Source organism: Sphaerisporangium sp. NPDC049003, assembly GCF_043197795.1.
GTDB lineage: Bacteria > Actinomycetota > Actinomycetes > Streptosporangiales > Streptosporangiaceae > Sphaerisporangium.
Genome location: NZ_JBICTU010000062.1, coordinates 1 through 19,760 on the forward strand (window position 1 = coordinate 1; position 19,760 = coordinate 19,760).

Below are 19,760 nucleotides of genomic sequence, written 5' to 3' on the forward strand. Positions count from 1 at the left end.
TGGGGGGGGGCTAGCCCCCCGCCCGGGGGGCGATGGCGCGCGGGGCGGCGCCGGGGGTTTTTTTTTGGTGGGGGGGGGGGGGGGGCCCCCGCGGGGGGGGGGGGGGGCGGCCCCCCCCCCCCCCCACCACCATGTGAGGCCGCTTCCCCGCCCAGTCCACGCAGGTCAGAGGCCGTACCAAGGGCACTCACATCAAGCGGCAAGTGGGTTCCAAGTAGACGCGCCTAGCTTCGTCCTCGGCAGGCGATCCCGCGACGGATCCGGCGAGCGAGGCGATTGAGACATGATTCCCATACTGAGCGGCCGGGGCGCCAGGTGAACCGCCCGATCTTCCGCGAGGAGGCGCTGCGCCGGTACAGCGATCCGTCGACGCGGACGAGCAAACCCCTGATCATCCGCAGGGCGTGGTTCGTACTGCTCTGGGCGTTGGTAGCACTGCTCTGCGTCGCCGTGGCGGGCCTCACACTCATACAGGTGCCCAACCTCGTGACCGTCCAGGTGACGGTCACCCGGTACAAGGCCGACCCCACGCCGCGCTTCGACGTGACGGCCCAGGTGCCGCAGGACCATGCCCTGCCTCGCGTGCATGACGAGACGACGGTACGGCTGGCGGGCGAAGCGAGGCCGCTTGACTGTCGCGTCGCCGACCCGGGCGGCCCCGTCATCGGCGTGGACGAGCTCAAGAAGCGATTCGGCACGGCGAAGGGGCCCGCCCGCCTGGCCGTGCTGTCCTGCATCGCGTTCGGCACCGAGGCCCGCAGACTCGTCGGCCGGACCGGCGAGGCCGTGATCACCAGCGGAACCGTCACGGCCGGAACCCTCCTGCTGGGAGGCCACTCGTGATCGGCGTGATGAGAAGGCGCGTGCCGGTCGTCCTGCAGAACTCGATCACCGAGTGCGGGGCGGCGTGCCTGGCCATGGTGCTGTCATACCACGGGCGCCGCGTCTCGCTCCACGAGATCACCGACCGGCTCCAGATCGGCAGGGACGGGCTCAGCGCTCTGGCCATCGTGTCGGGCGCCCGCGAGTCGGGGCTCACGGCCAAGGCGTTCTCCCTCGAACCCGAGGACCTCGCCCGGATCCCCATGCCCGCCATCGTGCACTGGGAGTTCAACCACTTCGTGGTGGTCGAACGCTGGACGCCCGAGCGGGTGGACATCATCGACCCCGGACCCGGGCGGCGCAGGCTCACGGCCGAGGAGTTCAACAACGGCTTCACCGGTGTCCTGATGGCGTTCGAACCGGGCCCGATGTTCCACCGGGGCAGTTCCAGCGCGGCGAGCACCTGGCGGCGTCAGTTCCTCAAGACCCTCGTCATGCGCCGGCGGGGCCTCCTGGCACAGGTCGTGTTCGCCTCTCTCCTGCTGCAGGTGCTCGGGCTGGCGCTGCCGCTGTTCTCTCAGGTGCTGGTGGACCAGGTGCTTCCCATGGGAGCCGACACGTTCCTCAGCCTGCTCGGCGGTGGGTTGCTGCTGGCCACGCTGACGCAGTTCGTGGTCGGGGCCCTGCGGTCGGTGCTCCTGGTGTCGGTGAGGGCGAGCGCCGACGCCGAGCTGACCCGGGGCGTGGTCTCCCATCTGGTCGCTCTGCCCTATCGCTATTTCGCGCTGCGAGGCACGGGAGACCTGGTCACCAGGGCGAGTAGCGTCGCGGTGCTCAGGGACATGCTCACCGGGCAGATCCTCTCCGCCCTCCTCGACGGGCCGCTCGCCATCGGCTACCTGATCCTGGTCTTCGTACGGGATCCGCTGTTCGGCGCGTGCCTGGTCGGCATCGCCCTCCTGCAGATCATCCTGCTGCTGGCGACCACCCGCCGGGTCAACTACCTCGCCCAGCAGGAGCTGACCGCGTTCTCCGCGACGCAGACCCACCTGATCCAGGCCATCGGCGGCATCGAGACCCTGAAGGCGTCCGGGGCCGAGGACCACGCGGTGGAGCAGTGGTCCAGGAACTTCACCACCCAGCTCAACGCGGACGTACGGGGTGGGATCACGCAGGGCCTGCTGGAGGCGACCCTCGGCGCCATCCGGATCCTGGCGCCCCTCGGCCTGCTGTGGATCGGAGCCTGGCGGGTGCTCGACGGGGACCTCACCCTCGGCGCGCTGCTCGCGCTGAACGCCATCGCGGTCGCGGCGCTCACCCCGCTGTCGTCGCTGATGTCCAGCCTGCAGAGCCTCCAGCAGGCCGGCGCCCACTTCGACCGGCTCTCCGACATCCTCTCCTCCGAGCCGGAACCGGCCGAGGGTATCGAGGTCCTGCGCCTTCGCGGCGCGGTGGAGCTGCGAAACGTCGGCTTCCGGTACGACCCGAGGGCACCCTGGACGCTCCAGGACATCTCGCTGAAGATCGCGCCCGGTCAGAAGGTGGCACTGGTCGGATCTTCGGGGTCGGGCAAGAGCACGCTGGCCCGGTTGCTGCTGGCCCTGCACACCCCCACCACCGGCGAGATCCGGTTCGACGGGGTGCCGGTGAACGAGCTGAACCTCCGCACACTGCGGCGCCAGTTCGGGGTGGTCACCCAGGACCCGTCACTCTTCACCGGCACCATCAGGGAGAACATCGCCCTCAACGACCCGATGGCGTCGCTCGGCCGGATCACCGAGGCGGCCCGGATCGCGCGTCTCGACGACGAGATCAGGCAGATGGCCATGGGGTACGAGACCATGCTCACCGAGGGCGCCGGCCTCTCGGGTGGCCAGAAGCAGCGGCTGGCGCTCGCCCGCGCGCTGCTCTCCCGGCCGAAGATCCTCCTGCTCGACGAGGCCACCAGCAACCTCGACAGCGAGAGCGAGGCGGCCATCGAGGGTCACCTCGCGCAGCTCACCCAGACCAGGATCGTCATCGCCCACCGGCTGAGCACGATCCGCGACGCGGATCTGATCCTGGTGGTCGACGGAGGCCACATCGTCGAACGCGGCACCCACGACGAACTGCTCGCCTTGGGAGGCCGCTACGCCTCCCTGGTAGCCGCCCAGACCGACAAAACCCAGCAGCCCGACAAAGCTCAGCAGACCGAGAACGCACACCAGGCCAACAACGCCCGTCAGCCAGACGACGCCAACCAGCTCGACATCCCTCACGCGACCGACCATGCCCGCCAGCCCCACGGCGTCCGCGCGATGGACGGCGCCCGCCGGACCGACAGCGCCCACCAGACCGTGGGAGTCCCCACGGCCCTCAGCGTCCTCCAGTCCATGGGCGTCCCCCAGACCGTGGGCACCCCACCGCCGCCGGAGCTCCAGCGAGGCGTTCCCGCGCGGCACGAGGAACACAATCGGACCGTCCCCCTGGCCAGGCGCCGGGCCCGCGTGGACCCCGACAGGACCCAGCCCCTGTCCCACCGCCCACCCGACCCGGCCGACACCGACACCACCGTGACCGCCTACCCCAGGGCGCACCGCCCTCCGCGAGACGGCGACCGCCCCGAACGCTGACGTCGTGGCGGTTCGGAGGGGCACTGATCCGGTGTCATGGGCTGGGCCGTACGCTGGCGGCTCGGGCGAGTTAAGGAGAGATCATGTTCCGGCATGTTGTGCTGTTCACCTGGGTCGCTGGGGCCACGGAGGAGCAGAAGGCCACCGTGGAGGCAGGCCTCAGGGAACTGCCGGGGGTGATCCCTGAGATCCGTCGCTATGAGATCGGCGGCGATGCGGGCATCAGTCCTGGCAACTACGAGTTCGCGGTCGTGGCCGACTTCGACTCCGAGGAGGACTACGTCGCCTATCGCGACCACCCCGTGCACCGTGCCCTGATAGCGGACACCATCAGGCCGATCCTCGCCGACCGGGCCGCTGCGCAGTACGTGATCTAGCAGCCGGCGGCGATCACGACGCGACCGGACCGCGACGCGGCCGGAGAGGCCGCGAGCGGTGATGTGGTGAGCGGTGATGGGCCGCGCGCGGTGAGCGGTGATGGGCTGTGCGCCGTGGGCGGCTCAGACGCTTGGCGGGTTCTCGCGGTGCTGGAGCTCGGTGTCGGAGGTCTGGCCGCGTCTGGACATCAGGAAGAAGCTCAGCAGCAGCCCGACGGCGCCGACGATCATGAAGATCACACCGATGACGTCGATGTGCACGCTGTCGCCGAGAACGTCGGGCTCGATCGCGAACTTCAAGATCGCCCCGATGGTCAGGAAGAAGATGCTGACCCCTACCCCCATGTAGACCTCCGGGCTCGATGTTCAGGTAAAGAGCGTCTCGCGGCAGGGTAATACCCAGCCGCGAGCGCTCACACTACCGATTTATCCGGCGAGCGCGCGGGAGCGACGTACCGCCAGAGTGAGCCGTGGATCAGAAAGCGTCCTCGGGGAGGTCCATCAGGGTCTGGTCGGTGGCGGCGAGGGTGTGGCGCTCGGCGGAGAGGCGCGGCAGGACGGTCTGCGTGAAGAAGGAGGCCGCGGCCACCTTGCCCGTGTAGAACGCCTTGTCGCGGTCCGAGTCGCCGAGGGCCTTGAGCGCCACCTCGGCCTGGCGGAGGAGCAGCCAGCCGATCACGAGGTCGCCCAGGCTCAGCAGGAACCTGGTGGTGTTGAGGCCGACCTTGTAGACCTCTTTCGGGTTCTCCAGGGACCCGATCGCCCAGCCGGCCATGGTGTCGGCCATCGCCTTGATGTCGTCGGCGGCCCCGTCGAGCAGCTTGCGCTCCTCCTTGAGCCTGCCGTTGCCGGCCTCGGAGGCGGCGAAGGCCTTGACGTCGGCGAGCAGGGCACCGAGCGCGGCGCCCTGGTTGCGCAGGACCTTGCGGAAGAACAGGTCCTGGCCCTGGATCGCCGTGGTGCCCTCGTAGAGCGAGTCGATCTTGGCGTCCCGGATGTACTGCTCGATCGGGTAGTCCTGGAGGTAGCCGGAACCGCCCAGCGTCTGCAGCGAGCGGGCCAGCATCTCGTACGACCGCTCGGAGCCGACGCCCTTGACCAGCGGGAGCAGCAGGTCGTTCATCGCCTCCGCGGCCGTGTCCCTGGTGCCCTCGAACTCGGCGATCTGCGCCGTGTCCTGGAAGGTCGCCGTGTGGAGGACCAGCGCGCGCATGCCCTCGGCGTACGCCTTCTGGAGCATGAGCTCGCGGCGTACGTCCGGGTGGTGGGTGATGGTCACGCGCGGGGCGGCCTTGTCGGCCATCTGGGTGAGGTCCGCGCCCTGCTTGCGCTCCTTGGCGTACGCCAGAGCGTTGAGGTAGCCGGTGGACAGGGTGGCGATCGCCTTGGTGCCGACCATCATGCGGGCGTGCTCGATGATCATGAACATCTGCCTGATGCCCTCGTGTACTCCGCCGATGAGCGTGCCCACGGCGGGGTGCTTCTCGCCGAAGGTGAGCTCGCAGGTCGTGGAGGCCTTGAGGCCCATCTTGTGCTCGACGTTGGTCACGTAGACGCCGTTGCGCTCGCCGAGCTCACCGGTCTCGAGGTCCACGTCGTACTTCGGCACGAGGAACATCGACAGGCCCTTGGTGCCGGGACCCGCGCCCTCGGGGCGGGCGAGCACCAGGTGGAAGATGTTGTCGGCCATGTCGTGCTCGGCGCTGGTGATGAAGCGCTTGACGCCCTCGATGTGCCAGGTGCCGTCGGGCTGCTCGACGGCCTTCGTCCGGCCGGCGCCGACGTCCGAGCCGGCGTCCGGCTCGGTGAGGACCATCGTGGCGCCCCACTGCCGCTCGATGGCGTGCTCGGCGAACCGCTTCTGCTCCTCGGTGCCGATGACGTGCAGCACGTGAGAGAAGGCGGGGCCGCTCGCGTACATCCAGATGGCGGGGTTGGAGCCGAGGATCATCTCGGCCGCCGCCCAGGTCACGCTGCGCGGCAGGCCGGGGCCGCCAAGCTCCTCCGGAAGGTCGAGGTTGGTCCAGCCCGCGTCCCGGAAGGTCTCGAAGGACTTCTTGAACCTGGGCGGCATCGTCACCGTGCTGGTGGCGGGGTCGAAGACCGGCGGGGTCCGATCGCCCTCTTCGAAGGAGTCGGCGAGCACGCCGGTGGCGAGGCGGTTGACCTCGTCAAGGACACTTCGCACGGTGTCCTCGTCCACATCGGCGAACCGTCCGGTTCCCAGGATCTCGCTGCGGCCGAACACCTCGAAGAGGTTGAACTCCAGGTCGCGGACGTTGCTCTTGTAGTGGCCCATGGTTGTGCGTCTCCTCGAACCAGGCACGCGGCTTCATAACGTACTCGTCAGTAACCTTACCCTCCTATGCTACCCGTGAGTAACCCCTAAAAAACGGTGTCAACGTGGCATTCACCACTAAACAACCGGTACGTAAGCTCCCGGCTACGCAGGCGATCGGCTCCGGAGCCGGCGTACGGCGGCGGCCAGATCCGCCGCCCCCAGAGCGCCCGCCAGGCAGGCCACGGGGATCACCGGAAGGACGTACCGGTGGTCGAAGTCGAGCACGGCCACCGGGCCCACCAGCAGGACCATCGCCACGCCCCAGGGCAGCGCCGCCGAGCGCCGCCCGACCACCGCGCCGAGCCCGCCGAGCAGCAGGATCGCCGCGATCACCGGGCCGCGCAGGTACGCCGGGTACTGGTAGGCGATGAGGAAGCCCGCGTAGGGATCCACGGAGCGCAGACCGCGCACGCTCGGGTCGTACTCCTGGCGCACCTTCTGGACGAGGGGGTAGTCCGGCAGCCCCCACTGTCCCCGCGCGAAGCCGAAGGCGGGCGTCGTCCTCTCCGGATGCCGTACGGGCGTCCAGGCGAAGGTCAGCGTGGTGTCGCGGGCCACTTCGGCCAGGTAATCGAGCGGCTGGGCCACGATGGCGCGCAGCGCGAAGGAGCGGGCCAGGTCGTTGTTGCCTTCACGGCCACCGGGCAGCCGGTTGAGCGAGGCGTCCGGGTCCCAGACGTACTCCGACGCCGCGTCCTGGTGCGCCTCGTTCGGGCAGAGCGCGGCCTCCGCGCGCGGCGGTCTGATCACGGCGCAGTCGGCGAACGTCATCGTCCGCGCCCACAGCACGGCCCCTTCCCCGCCGGTCAGGGCGAACTTCCCGTTGACCTGGGCGTTCCAGCCGGCGTACGCGACGAGCGGCAGAGCTGCCGCGATGGCGACGGCCGCCGGCCCGCGCGGGCCGGCGCGCCGTACGGCCAGGTAGAGCACCACGAGCACGAGAAGGGGAAGCGCGATCGTACGGGTGAGCGTGGCGAGCGCCAGCAGTACGCCGGCGGCGGCGCAGGCCGTGGCCGACGGCCGGGGCGACCAGAGCAGGACCGTGAGCGCGGCGGCGACGAGGAAGATGAACATCGTGTCGGACAGGACACCGGTCTCCAGCCGGAGGAACGACGCGTCGAACAGGATGGGCACCGCCGCGAGCGACGCGCCCCAGGCGGGCAGCGACCGGCGGCGCAGCACCGCGTAGCTCATCACCCCGATGCCGAGTCCCATGGCGTGCTGCACCCCCACCACCACGGCGACGCTGTGGAACGGCCGCAGCAGCCACAGCAGCAGGGGATAACCGCTCGGATGGAACCCGAGGGACGGCCGTAAGTGCGCTGCCACGTCGAGATAGGTGAACGAGTCGTACCAGTACAACTGGGCCGGCCGAAACCCCAGCATCGTCACCACCCGCAGCCCCGCCGCGAGAGCCAGGACCGTCACGAACAGCCGATGGGCGCCGACCGCTCCTCGTATCCGCGCCGGCAGGGCGGTGCGCGACAGGGGAACACGAGTGAGCACGGCGAATCCAATCATCGATGAGCGACATCACTGAGGGTCCTGAAACAACAGCCATGTGTGATCAGATGCGGGCAGCGGGGGGCGCGGTAAGGGTCAGGCGAGAGCCTTCACCACCAAGAGGCCGGCGGGAGCCGAATCCGGCGCCGTGCGCTGAGAGGGGTTACCGCACGCCCTTCGCCCCGGAGGGAAGTCTCACCAGCGTGCAGGGGGCTATCTCGCTCCCCGGCGCGGCCAGCCAGCTTCCGAGAGACCACCGGTAACTGGAACCCTTGCCCCCCAGGCTGAACTCCATCACCAAGGTCTCCCCCGGCCGGATGAAGCGCGGAGAGATCTTGAACCTGCTCATGGAGATCGGTTGGGTGACGTCGCGGGACCGCCAGTGCTCCAGTCGCTCGAACTCGGCGCGTTCCCTTCTGGTCATCGTGCGGGGATCGGGTGAGCTGTACGCCCAGTCCACGCTGGTGAAACGGCCCGGCGCGCACTGTTCGCCCGGTGGTGAATACGTAACGTCGGCGGGGATTCCCTGGGCGATCAGCTCGGCCTGCAATCCTTCCGGATCCTGCAGTTCGTAGATCGTCACGGTGATCGTGCCGTCGGGATTCCTCGCGACCGCGTAGGCGGCCGACGCGCCACCCCACACCATAGGGATCGCGACGGTGAGCACGGCCACGGCGGCCACGGCCAGGAACCGGCGAAGGGAAACGGTCGCGGACGGGGTCACCGGCACGGCGACGGGCTCGACCGCTGTTGCCACGGTGATCTCCTGAAGCAGGTCGCGTGCGCCTGGGGTCATGCCGGGGCCCGGGTCGGGGGCGATCGAGGCGACCAGGCCGTCGATGTCGGTGTTCACGGGTGCCCCTTCAACAGTGCGACGGCGCGCGGGCCGTAGCGGGCGAGGTCGAGATCGGCGGTGTCCAGTTCCCTGGCGAGGCGTTTCCGGGCACGGTGCAGGCGCAGGCGGACGGCCCCGCGTGAGCAGCCCAGAACGGTCGCGATCTCCGCGGTGTCCAGGCCTTCCCAGCTCACCAGCGACAACAGCTCCCGGTCGTCGGGGCTGAGCCGCTGGAACGCCTCCCGGATCACACCGGTGTCCTGGCGCGGAGTGGACTCGTCCCAGGCCGCCAGCTCCGCGCGGAGCCGTACGGCGAGGGCGGTCCGCCGCGAGTCGCCGCGGCGCTGGTTGGCGAGGACGTTCCGTGCCACGCCGTACAGCCAGAGCCGGGCCTGCTCCCCCTCGGGGATGTCGCCGACGCGGCGCCAGGCCGTCGTGAACGTCTCGGAGATCGCGTCCGCCGCGTCGTCGGGCGAGTCCGTGCGCCGCCGGAGGTAGGCGAGGAGGTCCGCGTAGTGGGCCTTGTAGATCTCCTCGAAGCGCTGCCGGGGGTCTGGAGGTCCCACGCCGCCGTCCTTCCGATGGGGGACTGTTCCCTCAGCCTTCCGGGGAGGGCTGGTCGTCAGCCACACATGTCCGGATATCCAGAAGCGTTTCAGGATTCCCATAAGAAAGTTGTCCGCGTCGTCCAGGCAGGGCGGTGAGATGTCTCACCAAGAGCGGATCGGAGGAGTGAAGTTTGCTAGGTTCCTGGGCAGAGGCCCCGTACGGGGATCTCCCGGACGAGTAGTGCGTCGTACCCGGCCCAGCGAAGACGACGCGCGCACACCATGACTCAAATCATCCAGATCGCCGGCGCGATCATCATTCTCTCCGCCTTCCTGCTCGCGCAGTCGAAGGTCGTGAACTCCGAATCCAAGGTCTACCTCGCGCTGAACCTCGCCGGTTCGGCGGTGCTCACCTGGGTGGCGCTGGAGGACCGCAACTGGGGGTTCCTGCTCCTCGAAGGCGTATGGGCCATCGTGTCGGCGGTGAGCCTGGCGCGCGTGCTGACCGGGAGAGATCCGGCCGCCGAGCACTAGGAAACCGGCTTGACGGTTTTACCGGTGTTGCGCTTGGCTGTGCGCATGATTGGCATTCACACAGTGACCGTTGACTGCGCCCAGCCGTACGAGCTCGCGCAGTGGTGGCACGAGGCCACCGGCTGGCCCTTCCACGAGGCGACGGAGAAGGACGACGACGAGGTCATGCTCATGGCCCCGAGCGAGCCCCATCTGCTGTTCATCCGGGTTCCCGAGGGCAGGACGACCAAGAACCGCGTCCACTTCGACGTGACGGCACAGGGGGACGGCACCCGCGACGAGGAGGTCGAGCGGCTCGTCGGGCTCGGTGCCAAGCGGTACGAGGACCACCGCAACCCCGATGGCTCGGGCTGGGTCACCCTGCTCGATCCCGAGGGCAACGAGTTCTGCGTGTGCCGGAGCCAGGCCGAGCGCGACGCCGCGAGCTGATCTTGTAGGGCTCCTCGGAAAACGCGGCGCCTCCCGGGGAACGTCACCCGGGAGGCGGAGTGTGACGCGACACCCGGAGAAGTCGCGCGCGAAGGTCACCGGGCCGGTTGCGCCCTTGGGGGTGCTACTTGGCCGACTGGGCCCTTCCCCTGAGGGACAGGGTGAGGATGGCCGCGATCAGGTACACCAGCGCGCCGCCCCACAGCGCGTCCCAGGCGGCGCCGAACACGCCTTCCTGGTCGAAGACGAGCTGGACGGGATACATCACGACGGCGGCGAGGACGCCCGGGTAGAGGGCGAACCTCCACGGGTGGCGCAGCGACCAGAGCCTGGCCTGGCGGGTGACGCGGTCTCCCACGTTGGGCTTGCCGACGGCGCCGACGGAGGCCACCAGGCTGAAGATGCTGATGCCCAGGCAGAGCGCCCAAGTCAGATCGGCGGGCCCTGGGAGGACGACTCCCATGACATAGCTGATCGCCGCGCTCGCCCCACCGGTGATCGCCGCGGCCTTCCAGGGCGCGCCCCGCAGGGCCGCGCCGGCGAGCGACATCTCGTCGCGTCGAGTCAGTTCGTTCATGTCCACCAGATTGCCCTGTGTCACGGGGTTGGCACATCGGGGGACAACCCTGGTTGTTCCCCGGGTTGCCGCATCCGGGATCAGCACAGGGTCGGCGTGGCCTCCGCGTATCGGAGTCCACGTCAGGAGGGCATCGATACTCTTTGGGCATGTCTGTGATCTTTCGTCCCGCTCGCCGGGAAGACGTGCCCCTGATCGTGGCCATGCTCGCCGACGACCCGATCGCCGCGGCGAGGGAGGGCGACCCGTCGGACGAGGTCTACCTGGCCGCCTTCGAGGCCATCGACGCCGATCCCCGGCAGGAGCTGGTCGTGGCCGAAGCGGACGGCGAGGTCGTGGGCACGATGCAGCTCACGTTCATCCCGGGGTTGTCCCGCAGGGGCGGCGAGCGGGCCCTGATCGAGGCCGTACGGGTGGGCGCCTCCATGCGAGGGCGGGGACTGGGCCGCGCGATGATGGCGTGGGCGGTCGACCGTGCACGGGAGCGGGGCTGCCGCATGGTGCAGCTCACCAGCGACAAGGCCCGCGCCGACGCCCACCGCTTCTACACCTCGCTCGGCTTCGTCGACTCCCACGTGGGCTTCAAGCTGAGCCTCTGACGCCCCACACCGGACCTCCGACGCGATCACACCAGGGGCGCGATCTCCACGAGGTTGTCGTGGTAGACGGGGCCCCTGCCCATGTCGGCGTCGCGCTCGTCGACCAGGACGTTGACGTTGGCCCCACCGCTGAACTTCGGCCAGTTGCCCTTGGTCGTCGCGACGACCCCGGGGGCGATCCTGTCGCTGATCTCCAGCTCCGCGGTCATCTCGCCGTTGTCGTTGAACACGCGGACGCGCTGCCCGTCGCTCAGGCCCCGGCCCGCGGCGTCCTTCTCGTTCACGAGGATCTTCGGCCCGCCGGCGCGGCGCGCCAGCTCGGGGTTGTTCCCGAACACCGTGTTGAGGAACGTGTGGGCCGCCGGAGTGATGAGCGCCAGCTTGTACGGCCCGTCCACGCGCGCCGAGAAGGGCGGGACGTACCCCTGGTTCTCAGGGACGAACTCCAGCTTGCCGGACGCCGTGGGGAACCCCTCGGTGAAAGGCACGAACGGGGCCGGATAGTTGAGCCGGGCCCATCCCTCCTCGCGCAGGCGCTCGACCGTGATGCCGTCCAGCGCCGGGTGCCCCCCGGACAGGAGCTGCTCGGCGATCTCCAGGTCGGAGTCGTAGAGGGCGGGCTCGGTCAGCCCCAGGCGGCGGGCCACCCTGCGGAAGGTCTCCGTCGTGGACAGGCACTCGCCGGCCGGGGGGACCGCGGGCTCGTTCCAGACCAGATACATGTGGCCGTATCCGTGGTGCAGGTCGGTGTGCTCGAACTGCATGGTCGCCGGGAGCACGATGTCGGCGTAGTCCACCGTGTCGGTGGGGAACTGCTCCATCACCACCGTGAACAGGTCGTCCCTGAGCAGCCCCCTGCGGACGCGGTTCTGGTCGGACGTGCTGCCCATCGGGTTGGCGGCGTAGACCCACAGGCACTTGACGGGCTTCGCTGTGTCCGCAAGGCCTTCGGCGAGCCGGGTCATCGTCAGCGTACGTACCGGCTTGCCGAGCAGGTCGGGCCGGGTGTCCGCCTGGATGGGGACGTGGCCGCTGGTGGAGTACGCGACGCCTCCCCCGGGGTGCTTCCAGTCACCGGTCACGCCGGGGATGCAGGAGATGACGCGCATGGCCGTGCCGCCGCCCTGGTGGCGCTGGATGCCCATCGTGGCCCGGATCCCGGTCGGACGCGTGTGCGCCAGGCGTACGCCGAGGGCACGGATGTCCTTCTCGGGGATCCCGGTGATCTCCGCCGCCACCCTCGGGGGATATTTCCGGATTTCTCGCTCGAAGTCCTCCCAGCCCGTGGTGTGGTTCTCCAGGTAGTCCCGGTCCTCGGCGCCCTCGTCGAGCACCACGTGCATCAGCGCGAGGGCCAGGGCGGCGTCGGTGCCCGGCCTGATCGCCAGGTGCTCGTCGGCCTGGTCGGCGGTACGGGTCCTGATGGGGTCGATGGCGACCACGTGGGCCCCACCGGCCCGAGCCTCCTGGATGAACTTCCACAGATGGTGACCGCTGGTCAGGGTGTTCGTGCCCCAGAGCAGGACCAGCTTCGACAGGGCGAACGTCTCGGGGTCCATGCCGCCCGGCGTCCCGTTCGTGTGCCTCAGCCCGGTGTTGCCGGCCCTGGCGCAGATGTTCAGATCGTGTTTCGACGCGCCCAGCGCGTTCCACAGGCGCCGCCCGGCATCTCCAGACTCGCCCTGGATGTAGCCCAGCGTCCCGGTGCCCTGGTACGGCCAGATGGCCTCGCCGCCGAACTCGTCGATGATGGCGGTCAGGCGCCTCGCGATCTCGTCGAGAGCCTCGTCCCAGGTGATGCGCTCGAACCGGCCCGACCCCTTCGGCCCGACCCGGCGCATCGGGTGAAGGATCCGATCGGCGGCCTTGGTGTGCTCCAGATAACGATTGACCTTCACGCACAGGGCGCCACGGGTATAGGGATGATCACGGTTGCCTCGGAGGCCCACGGCCTCGCCGTCCTCGACCGTCACCACCCACGAGCAGGTGTCCGGGCAGTCCAGCGGGCAGGCACCCAGAACCTTCAGCGCACGGGTCATGCGTCAACGCTACATGGGCGCCTCGTGACCGTGCGATGGTGTCCGAGCGGGTGACGACCCACCTGCCACCTGGGGCGACTCACCAGTCCATACTTACGGACGATGCGCGCCCGCCGCCCGTACCGGCACCATGGATCACGTCCCGTCCATCTGATCCCTGTGTGGCGAGCGCGCCGTAGAGTGTCAGCGAATGGCCGGGGTGCACCAGTTCGCCGGCGACGTTCGAGGCCCGCGCCGGGGGAAGGCGAGTGCCGAGACAGGTCGCCCGAGCGTGGTCGGCTCCGCGCCATCACTGATGAACAGAGCTTAGGGAAAGATCATATGACCCGAGACGTGCGCAGACGCCGGCGGTGACCGACATAAGGGAACGCGACGAGGCACAGGAGGCCGCGGGGGGAGAAATCTCCGTGGCCGGACCTCCTATGACCTCCGAGAGCCCGGAAACCAGGTCGGTTCCCGCCTCGGTCGCCACCCCCTCGGCCGACGGCGGCTCCCCGGTCCCCACCGCCTCCACGGACCCTTCCCAACCCTCCGGGACTTCTATCGGTCGCTCGGACACGGAGGACCTTTCCGAGCCGTCCGGGACTTCTCCCGGTCTCTCGGACACCGACCTTTCCGAGCCCTCCGGGACTTCTCCCGGTCTCTCGGACACGGAGGACCTTTCCGAGCCGTCCGGGGATTCCGCCGGCCTCGCGGAGACCGACCCTTCCGAGCCCGGTGGGGCTTCCGCCAAGCTCACTGAGCCTGTCGTGCTGGTCGTCGAGCCGCTGCTGCCCCAGCGCATCCGCCGGCCGTCGGACGCGCTGCGCTTCCTCGCCAGCCTGCTCGCCCTCACCGCGGTCGTCCTGCTGGCCCTCGTCGCCAAGCAGACGCTGAACGGCCTGGAGGCCGACGTCACCGACGGTACGAGCCGGGCGCCCGATCTGCTGATCGGGGTGGCGAGCTTCCTCGCGGGCACGGCCGTTCTCGCCGTCCCGGCCGCCTTCGCCGTCGAGCGGGTGTTCCACCGCGACGGGCTGCGCGTCGCCGAGGGCCTCATCGCCGCGATCATCGGGATGCTCGTCTCGTTCGTACTCGGCGAGTGGCTCGCCGCGGCCGGACCGGACGACCTGCGCCAGCTGCTCACCGGGGGACGCCAGGTCGAGCCGCTCAACACCCTGCTCACCTCGGTCGTCGCCTACGTCACCGCCGTCCGCATCTCCCGTCGCCCGACCTGGCGGGCCCTGATGTGGATGGCGATCGCCCTCGACGTCTTCGCCCTGTTCACCGGTGCCGAGGCCACCGCGCTCGGCGTCTTCGTCACCTACCTCGTCGGCCTGGCCGTCGGGTACGCCACCCTGTACGTCGTCGGCAGCCCCAACACCCGGCCGCCCGGCGGCACCGTCATCGCCGCGCTCCGCCGCCTGGGGTTCGTACCGGCCAAGGCGCGTCGCATCCCCGACGACGCCCAGGGCAGCCGCCGTTACGCCGTGACGATGTCCGACGAGCGCCTTTACGACGTCACCGTGCTCGACAGGGACCGGCAGGTCGCCGGGGTCCTCTACCGGCTCTGGCGGCGGATCCGGCTCAACTCGGAGACCCGGCGCCGGGCCATCCGCTCGCTCCGCGCCGAGCTGGAGCGCGAGGCCCTGATGGCGTACGCCGCCCAGGCCGCAGGGGTGAACACCCCGTGCCTGGTGGGCACCAGCGAGATCGGCACGGACGCCGCGCTGCTGGCGTACGAGCACCTGGAGACCCGGGCGATCGAGGACGTCCCGGACGAGGAGCTGGACGACGAGCTCCTCATCAAGATCTGGAAGCAGGTGGAGCTGCTCCAAGCCCAGCGCCTCGCCCACCGCCGTCTCACCGGGGACAGCATCCACATCGGCACCGGCGGCGACGTGGTGCTGATGGACGCCCGCAGCGGCGAGATCGCGGCGGGCGACCTGCTGCTGCGCCTGGACGTCGCCCAACTGCTCACCTACATCGCGCTGCGGGTCGGCCCCGAGCGCTCGGTCATGTGCGCGTCAAAGGTGATCCCCAAGCAGGCGCTCGCGGGCGCGCTGCCGCTCCTGCAGCGCATCGCCCTGACCAGGGGCACCCGCGCCGAGGTCAGCAGGGACAAGGAACTGCTCCCCGCGCTCCGCGAGAACATCCTCGCCCTCACCCCGCAGGTCGAGGTCGAGGAGATACGGCTGGAACGGTTCCAGCCCCGAACGCTCGTCACGATCATCGCCAGCGCGCTCGCCGCGTACTTCCTGCTCTCCCAGCTCAGCAGGGTCAACCTCGTCGAGGTCGTCACGTCGGCGAAATGGGGCTGGGGCGGCATCGCGCTCGCCGCGGCCGGCATGAGCTACGTCGCCGCCGCGCTGATGCTCCGGGGCTTCGTCCCCGAGAAACTGCCCCTGGGGCGCACGGTGCTCGCGCAGTTCGCGGGCTCCTTCGTCAAGCTGGTGGCGCCGGCCGCGGTCAGCGGCGTGGCCATCAACTCCCGCTACCTGCAAAAGCGCGGCATCTCACCCGGGCTCGCCGTGGCCAGCGTGGGGGCCTCGCAACTCGTCGGGCTGGGATCCCACATCCTGCTGCTGCTGTTGTTCGGGTACGCCACGGGCACCAAGGCGGCCCCGTCGGTGAGCCCGTCCCGGGGCCTGGTCATCGGCCTGCTCTCGGGGGCGGTGCTCGTGCTGGTCGTGCTCGCCGTGCCGCAACTCCGGCGCATGATCACCGCTCGGATCCGCCCGCTGTTCTCCGGGGTGATCCCAAGGCTGCTCGACGTGCTGCAGTCGCCCCGCAAGATCCTCGAAGGCTTCAGCGGCACGCTCCTGCTGACGCTCGCCTTCGTGGTCTGCCTGGACGCCTGCGTGCGCGCCTTCGGCGGCTCGCTGAGCTTCGCCGCCGTGGCCGTGGTGTTCCTGGCGGGCAACGCCATCGGCTCCGCCGCGCCCACCCCTGGCGGGCTGGGCGCGGTCGAGGCCTCCCTCTCGCTCGGCCTGACGCTCTCGGGACTCCCGGGTACGGTCGCCACCTCGGCCGTGCTGCTGTTCCGGCTGCTGACCTTCTGGCTGCCGGTGCTGCCCGGATGGGCGTCCTTCGCCTGGCTCCAGCGGCGCAACGCCCTCTAGGCCCTCGCGACGGGCTAGACGATCGGCGTGCCCGGCTGCGCGATCTCCTTCTCGATCGCGGCGAGCTCGTCGGACGAGAAGCCGAGCTTGTCCACGGCCGCGACGTTGTCCTCAAGCTGCTTGACGCCGCTGGCGCCGATCAGCACCGAGGTGATCCGCGAGTCGCGCAGTACCCACGCCAGGGCCATCTGCGCGAGCGACTGGCCACGGCCGGAGGCGATCTCGTTCAGAGAGCGGACCCGCTGGAGCACCTCGTCGGTGAGCTGGCTCGGCCGCAGGAACCGCTCCTTGGCCGCGCGGGAGTCCTCCGGTACGCCCTTGAGGTACCTGTCGGTCAGCACGCCCTGCGCCAGCGGTGAGAACGGGATGCAGCCGACGCCCTCGTCCTCAAGGACGTCGAGCAGCCCGTCCTCGACCCAGCGGTCGAACATCGAGTAGCGCGGCTGGTGGATGAGCAGCGGCGTGCCCATCTCCCGCAGGATCCTGGCCGCCTCCCTGGTCTGCTCGGGCGTGTAGTTGGAGATGCCCGCGTACAGGGCACGGCCGGACCGTACGGCGGTGTCGAGCGCGCCCATCGTCTCTTCGAGCGGGGTCTCGGGGTCCGGCCGGTGGCTGTAGAAGATGTCGACGTAGTCGAGCCCCATGCGCGACAGCGACTGGTCGAGGCTCGCCAGGACGTACTTGCGGGAGCCCCACTCGCCGTACGGGCCGGGCCACATGTCGTACCCGGCCTTGGTGGAGATGATCAGCTCGTCGCGGTACGGCCGGAAGTCCTGGGCGAAGATCTGACCGAAGTTCGTCTCGGCGGAACCGGCCGGCGGGCCGTAGTTGTTGGCGAGGTCGAAGTGGGTCACGCCCAGGTCGAAGGCCCGGCGAAGCGTGGCCCTCTGGGTGTCGATCGGCTTGTCGTCGCCGAAGTTGTGCCACAGCCCGAGCGACACTGCGGGCAGCTTGAGCCCGCTCCTGCCGGTGCGGTTGTAAGGCTGCCTCTCGTAGCGGTCGTCGGATGCCGAGTACGTCATGTCGTCTCTCCTGTGTCTTCGGTCTTTCCCGCGCCGACCCGGTCGAGGATCCACGACAGGGTGAACGCCTCCTCGCGCCACGCGTCGTACCGGCCGCTCCTGCCCCCGTGACCGGCGCCCATCTCCGTCTTCAGGAGGAAGGGCCCACCGCCTGCGGTGGCGCGGAGCCGGGCGATCCACTTCGCGGGCTCGTGGTACAGCACTCGGGTGTCGTTGAGGCTGGTGATCGCGAGGATCGGGGGATATATCCGGTCATCGACGTTCTCGTAGGGCGTGTACGACTTCATGTACTCGTAGACGTCGGCGTTGTGCAGCGGGTCGCCCCACTCGTCCCACTCGATGACCGTCAGCGGCAGCGACGGGTCGAGGATCGTGTTGAGCGCGTCCACGAAGGGGACCTCGGCCACCACGCCCGCGAACGCCTCGGGCGCCAGGTTGGTCACCGCGCCCATCAGCAGGCCGCCGGCGGAACCGCCCCTGGCGACGATGTCGCTCGACCACCCCGACTCCTTCAGATGCCGGGCCGCGGCCACGAAGTCGCTGAAGGTGTTCTTCTTGCGGGTGAGCTTGCCCTCCTCGTACCACCGCCTGCCCATCTCGCCGCCACCTCTGACGTGCGCGATCGCGAAGACCAGGCCACGGTCGAGCAGGCTGAGCCGTGCCACGGAGAACGAGGGATCGATCGAGGCCTCGTAGCTGCCGTAGCCGTACAGGACCGTCGGCGCGGGCCGCTCCGTGCCCTTCTTCACGACGATGGAGATCGGGATCCTCGTGCCGTCGTCGGCGACCGCCCACTCGCGGAACTGCTCGTAGTCGCCGGGCTCGTACCCGCCGAGCACCGGCCGACGCTTCAGCAGGATGAGCTCGCGGTTGCTGAGGTCGTAGTCGTACACCGAGGGCGGCGTCACCATCGAGGCGTACGCCAGCCGCAGCCTGCCGGTGTGGAACTCCGGGTTGCCCGCGGGCTCGGCGGTGTGGATGGGCTCGGGGAACGAGATCTCGTACGGCTCGTCGTCCGACGGCAGCACACGGATGCCGGTGAGGCCGTCACGGCGGAAGTGGACGACCACGTGATCGGAGAACGCCTCGACGTCGAGCAGCCGGGTGTCCTCGCGGTGCGGGATCAACGGCGTCCAGGCGGCGGGGTCGTCGATGGGCGCGGTGGCCAGCTCGAAGTTCTCGGCGCCCTCGTTGTGCAGGACCAGGAAGCGGTCGCCCGCGTGGTCGATGGAGTACTCGACGCCGGTCTGGCGGGGCCGCACGACGGTGAACTCCCCGGTGGGGTAGTCGGCGTCGAGGATGCGCGCCTCGCTGGTGATCTTGCTTCCGGCGCCGAGGACGAGGTAGCGCTCGCTGCGGGTGAGCCCGATGCCGACCCAGAACCGCTCGTCGGTCTCCTCGTAGACCAGCACGTCCTCGTCGGCGGCCGTGCCGATGATGTGGCGGTAGACGCGGTACGGGCGCCACGCCTCGTCGACGGTCGTGTAGAAGAACGCGGAGCCGTCGGCCGACCAGGCGCCGCCGTAGAAGATGCCCGGGATCTCGTCGGGCAGGATCTCGCCGCTTTCGAGGTACTTGAACCGCAGCGTGAAGCGCTCGTTGCCGCTGAAGTCGGTGGAGTAGGCGAGGGTGGTGCCGTCCGAGCTGATGGACGAGGTGCCGATGGCGAAGAACGGGCTGTCGCCGGCCAGCTCGTTGCCGTCTAGCAGGACCCGCTCGCCTTCGAGCGGCACTCCCGGCTTGAGCTCGGGAGGAGTGTCACCCGTCGCCAGGAGGCGGCACTGGATGCCGTACTGCTTGCCCTCCTCGGTGCGGGAGTAGTACCACCAGCCGCCCTTACGTGTGGGGACGGAGAGATCGGTCTCCAGGGTGCGGCCCTTGATCTCCTGGAAGATCGACTCTCGGAGGTCTTCAAGGTGTTCGGTCTCGCCCTGGGTGAAGGCGTTCTCCGCCTCAAGGTAGGAGACCGTGTCCGGGTTGTCCTTGTCGGCCAGCCAGGCGTAGTCGTCGATCACGGTGTCGCCGTGATGAGTGCGTTCGGCCGGAACCTTCTTCGCCACGGGAGGCGTGTCGCTGCTCACATCGCCGAGTCTATGGCTCGGACTTGGCGGCCCAACTGGCGTGACGCGGGCCTGTGAATGCCGACTGTGCTCCGGTGCCCGCGAAGGCTGCTAATCTTCTGTTGTCGGCATCGCCCGGCACAACCCCAAACCTTCGCCTCGGCGATCTGGCGTGGGCACGTGCCTGTGGTGAAGCGGATACCCCACGAGCTTCGAAGATCTGAGATTGGGACTTGCACTACCCGGTCTCATCCGGTAAGTTAGAGGGGTTGCCCTGGAGACAGGGTGGTCTGAATCCTAGCGGGTTCGGGTGGCTGGAAGTCAAGTGCCTGGAAAGGCGCGGTTTGCTCCCGGTTAAACG

Annotated in this window: 16 protein-coding genes and 1 riboswitch; of the genes, 7 read left to right on the forward strand and 9 right to left on the reverse strand. The window is 69.4% G+C overall.

The genetic code is table 11. The features are described from left to right. Positions 1-315: 315 nt before the first annotated feature. The 3 genes from ACGFIV_RS35755 to ACGFIV_RS35765 all read left to right on the forward strand — a co-directional run bounded on the left by ACGFIV_RS35755 (position 316) and on the right by ACGFIV_RS35765 (position 3,811). A complete protein-coding gene (locus tag ACGFIV_RS35755) occupies positions 316-843 on the forward strand; it encodes a hypothetical protein (protein ID WP_358560683.1) in 528 nt (175 codons plus the stop codon). 8 nt (positions 844-851) lie between these two features. Beyond that, positions 852-3,434 carry a peptidase domain-containing ABC transporter gene (locus ACGFIV_RS35760; protein ID WP_358560680.1) on the forward strand — a complete coding sequence of 861 codons (2,583 nt, stop codon included), beginning with the start codon at positions 852-854 and terminating at the stop codon, positions 3,432-3,434. Between the two features lie 83 nt (positions 3,435-3,517). Next, positions 3,518-3,811 carry a Dabb family protein gene (locus ACGFIV_RS35765; protein WP_392839479.1) on the forward strand — a complete coding sequence of 98 codons (294 nt, stop codon included), beginning with the start codon at positions 3,518-3,520 and terminating at the stop codon, positions 3,809-3,811. Positions 3,812-3,934: 123 nt separating this feature from the next. Here the strand turns inward: ACGFIV_RS35765 and ACGFIV_RS35770 are convergent, their stop codons facing one another. The 5 genes from ACGFIV_RS35770 to ACGFIV_RS35790 form a co-directional block, all read right to left on the reverse strand. Next, positions 3,935-4,156 carry a DUF6458 family protein gene (locus ACGFIV_RS35770; RefSeq protein WP_358560675.1) on the reverse strand — a complete coding sequence of 74 codons (222 nt, stop codon included), beginning with the start codon at positions 4,154-4,156 and terminating at the stop codon, positions 3,935-3,937. 130 nt (positions 4,157-4,286) lie between these two features. Then, positions 4,287-6,110, reverse strand: a complete 1,824-nt coding sequence (locus ACGFIV_RS35775) for an acyl-CoA dehydrogenase (protein ID WP_392839481.1) — start codon at positions 6,108-6,110, stop codon at positions 4,287-4,289. Between the two features lie 144 nt (positions 6,111-6,254). Next, entirely contained in the window at positions 6,255-7,658 is a 1,404-nt protein-coding gene (locus ACGFIV_RS35780) for a hypothetical protein (RefSeq protein WP_358560672.1), read from the reverse strand. 160 nt (positions 7,659-7,818) lie between these two features. Beyond that, entirely contained in the window at positions 7,819-8,508 is a 690-nt protein-coding gene (locus ACGFIV_RS35785) for a hypothetical protein (protein ID WP_358559715.1), read from the reverse strand. Continuing rightward, entirely contained in the window at positions 8,505-9,056 is a 552-nt protein-coding gene (locus ACGFIV_RS35790) for an RNA polymerase sigma factor (RefSeq protein WP_358559717.1), read from the reverse strand. Before ACGFIV_RS35790 ends, ACGFIV_RS35785 begins: the two co-directional genes overlap by 4 nt. Before the next feature lie 189 nt (positions 9,057-9,245). Continuing rightward, positions 9,246-9,314, forward strand: a riboswitch (guanidine-III (ykkC-III) riboswitch). A gap of 6 nt (positions 9,315-9,320) precedes the next feature. On the opposite strand from ACGFIV_RS35790, the gene ACGFIV_RS35795 reads away from it, so the two are divergent. Next, positions 9,321-9,572 (forward strand): hypothetical protein, encoded by a 252-nt coding sequence (locus tag ACGFIV_RS35795; protein WP_358559719.1) that lies wholly within the window; start codon positions 9,321-9,323, stop codon positions 9,570-9,572. Positions 9,573-9,635: 63 nt separating this feature from the next. Beyond that, positions 9,636-10,001, forward strand: coding sequence for a VOC family protein (locus tag ACGFIV_RS35800; protein WP_358559721.1), 366 nt, complete (start codon positions 9,636-9,638; stop codon positions 9,999-10,001). A 124-nt stretch (positions 10,002-10,125) separates the two neighbouring features. Here ACGFIV_RS35800 and ACGFIV_RS35805 read toward each other — a convergent pair whose 3' ends face one another. Continuing rightward, positions 10,126-10,578 (reverse strand): hypothetical protein, encoded by a 453-nt coding sequence (locus ACGFIV_RS35805; protein ID WP_392839485.1) that lies wholly within the window; start codon positions 10,576-10,578, stop codon positions 10,126-10,128. Between the two features lie 149 nt (positions 10,579-10,727). Here ACGFIV_RS35805 and ACGFIV_RS35810 point away from each other — a divergent pair, with 149 nt between their 5' ends. Next, positions 10,728-11,177: a GNAT family N-acetyltransferase gene (locus ACGFIV_RS35810; protein ID WP_358559725.1), complete on the forward strand. Its 450-nt coding sequence runs from the start codon at positions 10,728-10,730 to the stop codon at positions 11,175-11,177. A gap of 26 nt (positions 11,178-11,203) precedes the next feature. Here ACGFIV_RS35810 and ACGFIV_RS35815 read toward each other — a convergent pair whose 3' ends face one another. Further along, positions 11,204-13,216, reverse strand: a complete 2,013-nt coding sequence (locus ACGFIV_RS35815) for a molybdopterin-dependent oxidoreductase (RefSeq protein WP_392839487.1) — start codon at positions 13,214-13,216, stop codon at positions 11,204-11,206. A 749-nt stretch (positions 13,217-13,965) separates the two neighbouring features. Here ACGFIV_RS35815 and ACGFIV_RS35820 point away from each other — a divergent pair. Continuing rightward, complete coding sequence (locus tag ACGFIV_RS35820) at positions 13,966-16,317, forward strand: YbhN family protein (protein ID WP_392839489.1); 2,352 nt, start codon at positions 13,966-13,968, stop codon at positions 16,315-16,317. 14 nt (positions 16,318-16,331) lie between these two features. Here the strand turns inward: ACGFIV_RS35820 and mgrA are convergent, their stop codons facing one another. Beyond that, the gene (gene mgrA / locus ACGFIV_RS35825; RefSeq protein ID WP_358559731.1) at positions 16,332-17,339 is read right to left on the reverse strand and encodes an L-glyceraldehyde 3-phosphate reductase; all 1,008 of its coding nucleotides are present in this window, start codon (positions 17,337-17,339) and stop codon (positions 16,332-16,334) included. Next, positions 17,336-19,420: a S9 family peptidase gene (locus tag ACGFIV_RS35830; RefSeq protein ID WP_358559733.1), complete on the reverse strand. Its 2,085-nt coding sequence runs from the start codon at positions 19,418-19,420 to the stop codon at positions 17,336-17,338. Before ACGFIV_RS35830 ends, mgrA begins: the two co-directional genes overlap by 4 nt. Positions 19,421-19,760 lie beyond the last annotated feature (340 nt).

Excerpts from the sequence above, each read along its gene's own strand:
- ACGFIV_RS35760 (WP_358560680.1), top strand. The coding sequence starts at position 852 with ATGAGAAGGCGCGTGCCGGTCGTCCTGCAGAACTCGATCACCGAGTGC.
- ACGFIV_RS35765 (WP_392839479.1), top strand. The coding sequence starts at position 3,518 with ATGTTCCGGCATGTTGTGCTGTTCACCTGGGTCGCTGGGGCCACGGAG.
- ACGFIV_RS35770 (WP_358560675.1), bottom strand. The coding sequence starts at position 4,156 with ATGGGGGTAGGGGTCAGCATCTTCTTCCTGACCATCGGGGCGATCTTG.
- ACGFIV_RS35775 (WP_392839481.1), bottom strand. The coding sequence starts at position 6,110 with ATGGGCCACTACAAGAGCAACGTCCGCGACCTGGAGTTCAACCTCTTC.
- ACGFIV_RS35795 (WP_358559719.1), top strand. The coding sequence starts at position 9,321 with ATGACTCAAATCATCCAGATCGCCGGCGCGATCATCATTCTCTCCGCC.
- ACGFIV_RS35805 (WP_392839485.1), bottom strand. The coding sequence starts at position 10,578 with ATGAACGAACTGACTCGACGCGACGAGATGTCGCTCGCCGGCGCGGCC.
- ACGFIV_RS35810 (WP_358559725.1), top strand. The coding sequence starts at position 10,728 with ATGTCTGTGATCTTTCGTCCCGCTCGCCGGGAAGACGTGCCCCTGATC.
- ACGFIV_RS35815 (WP_392839487.1), bottom strand. The coding sequence starts at position 13,216 with ATGACCCGTGCGCTGAAGGTTCTGGGTGCCTGCCCGCTGGACTGCCCG.
- mgrA (WP_358559731.1), bottom strand. The coding sequence starts at position 17,339 with ATGACGTACTCGGCATCCGACGACCGCTACGAGAGGCAGCCTTACAAC.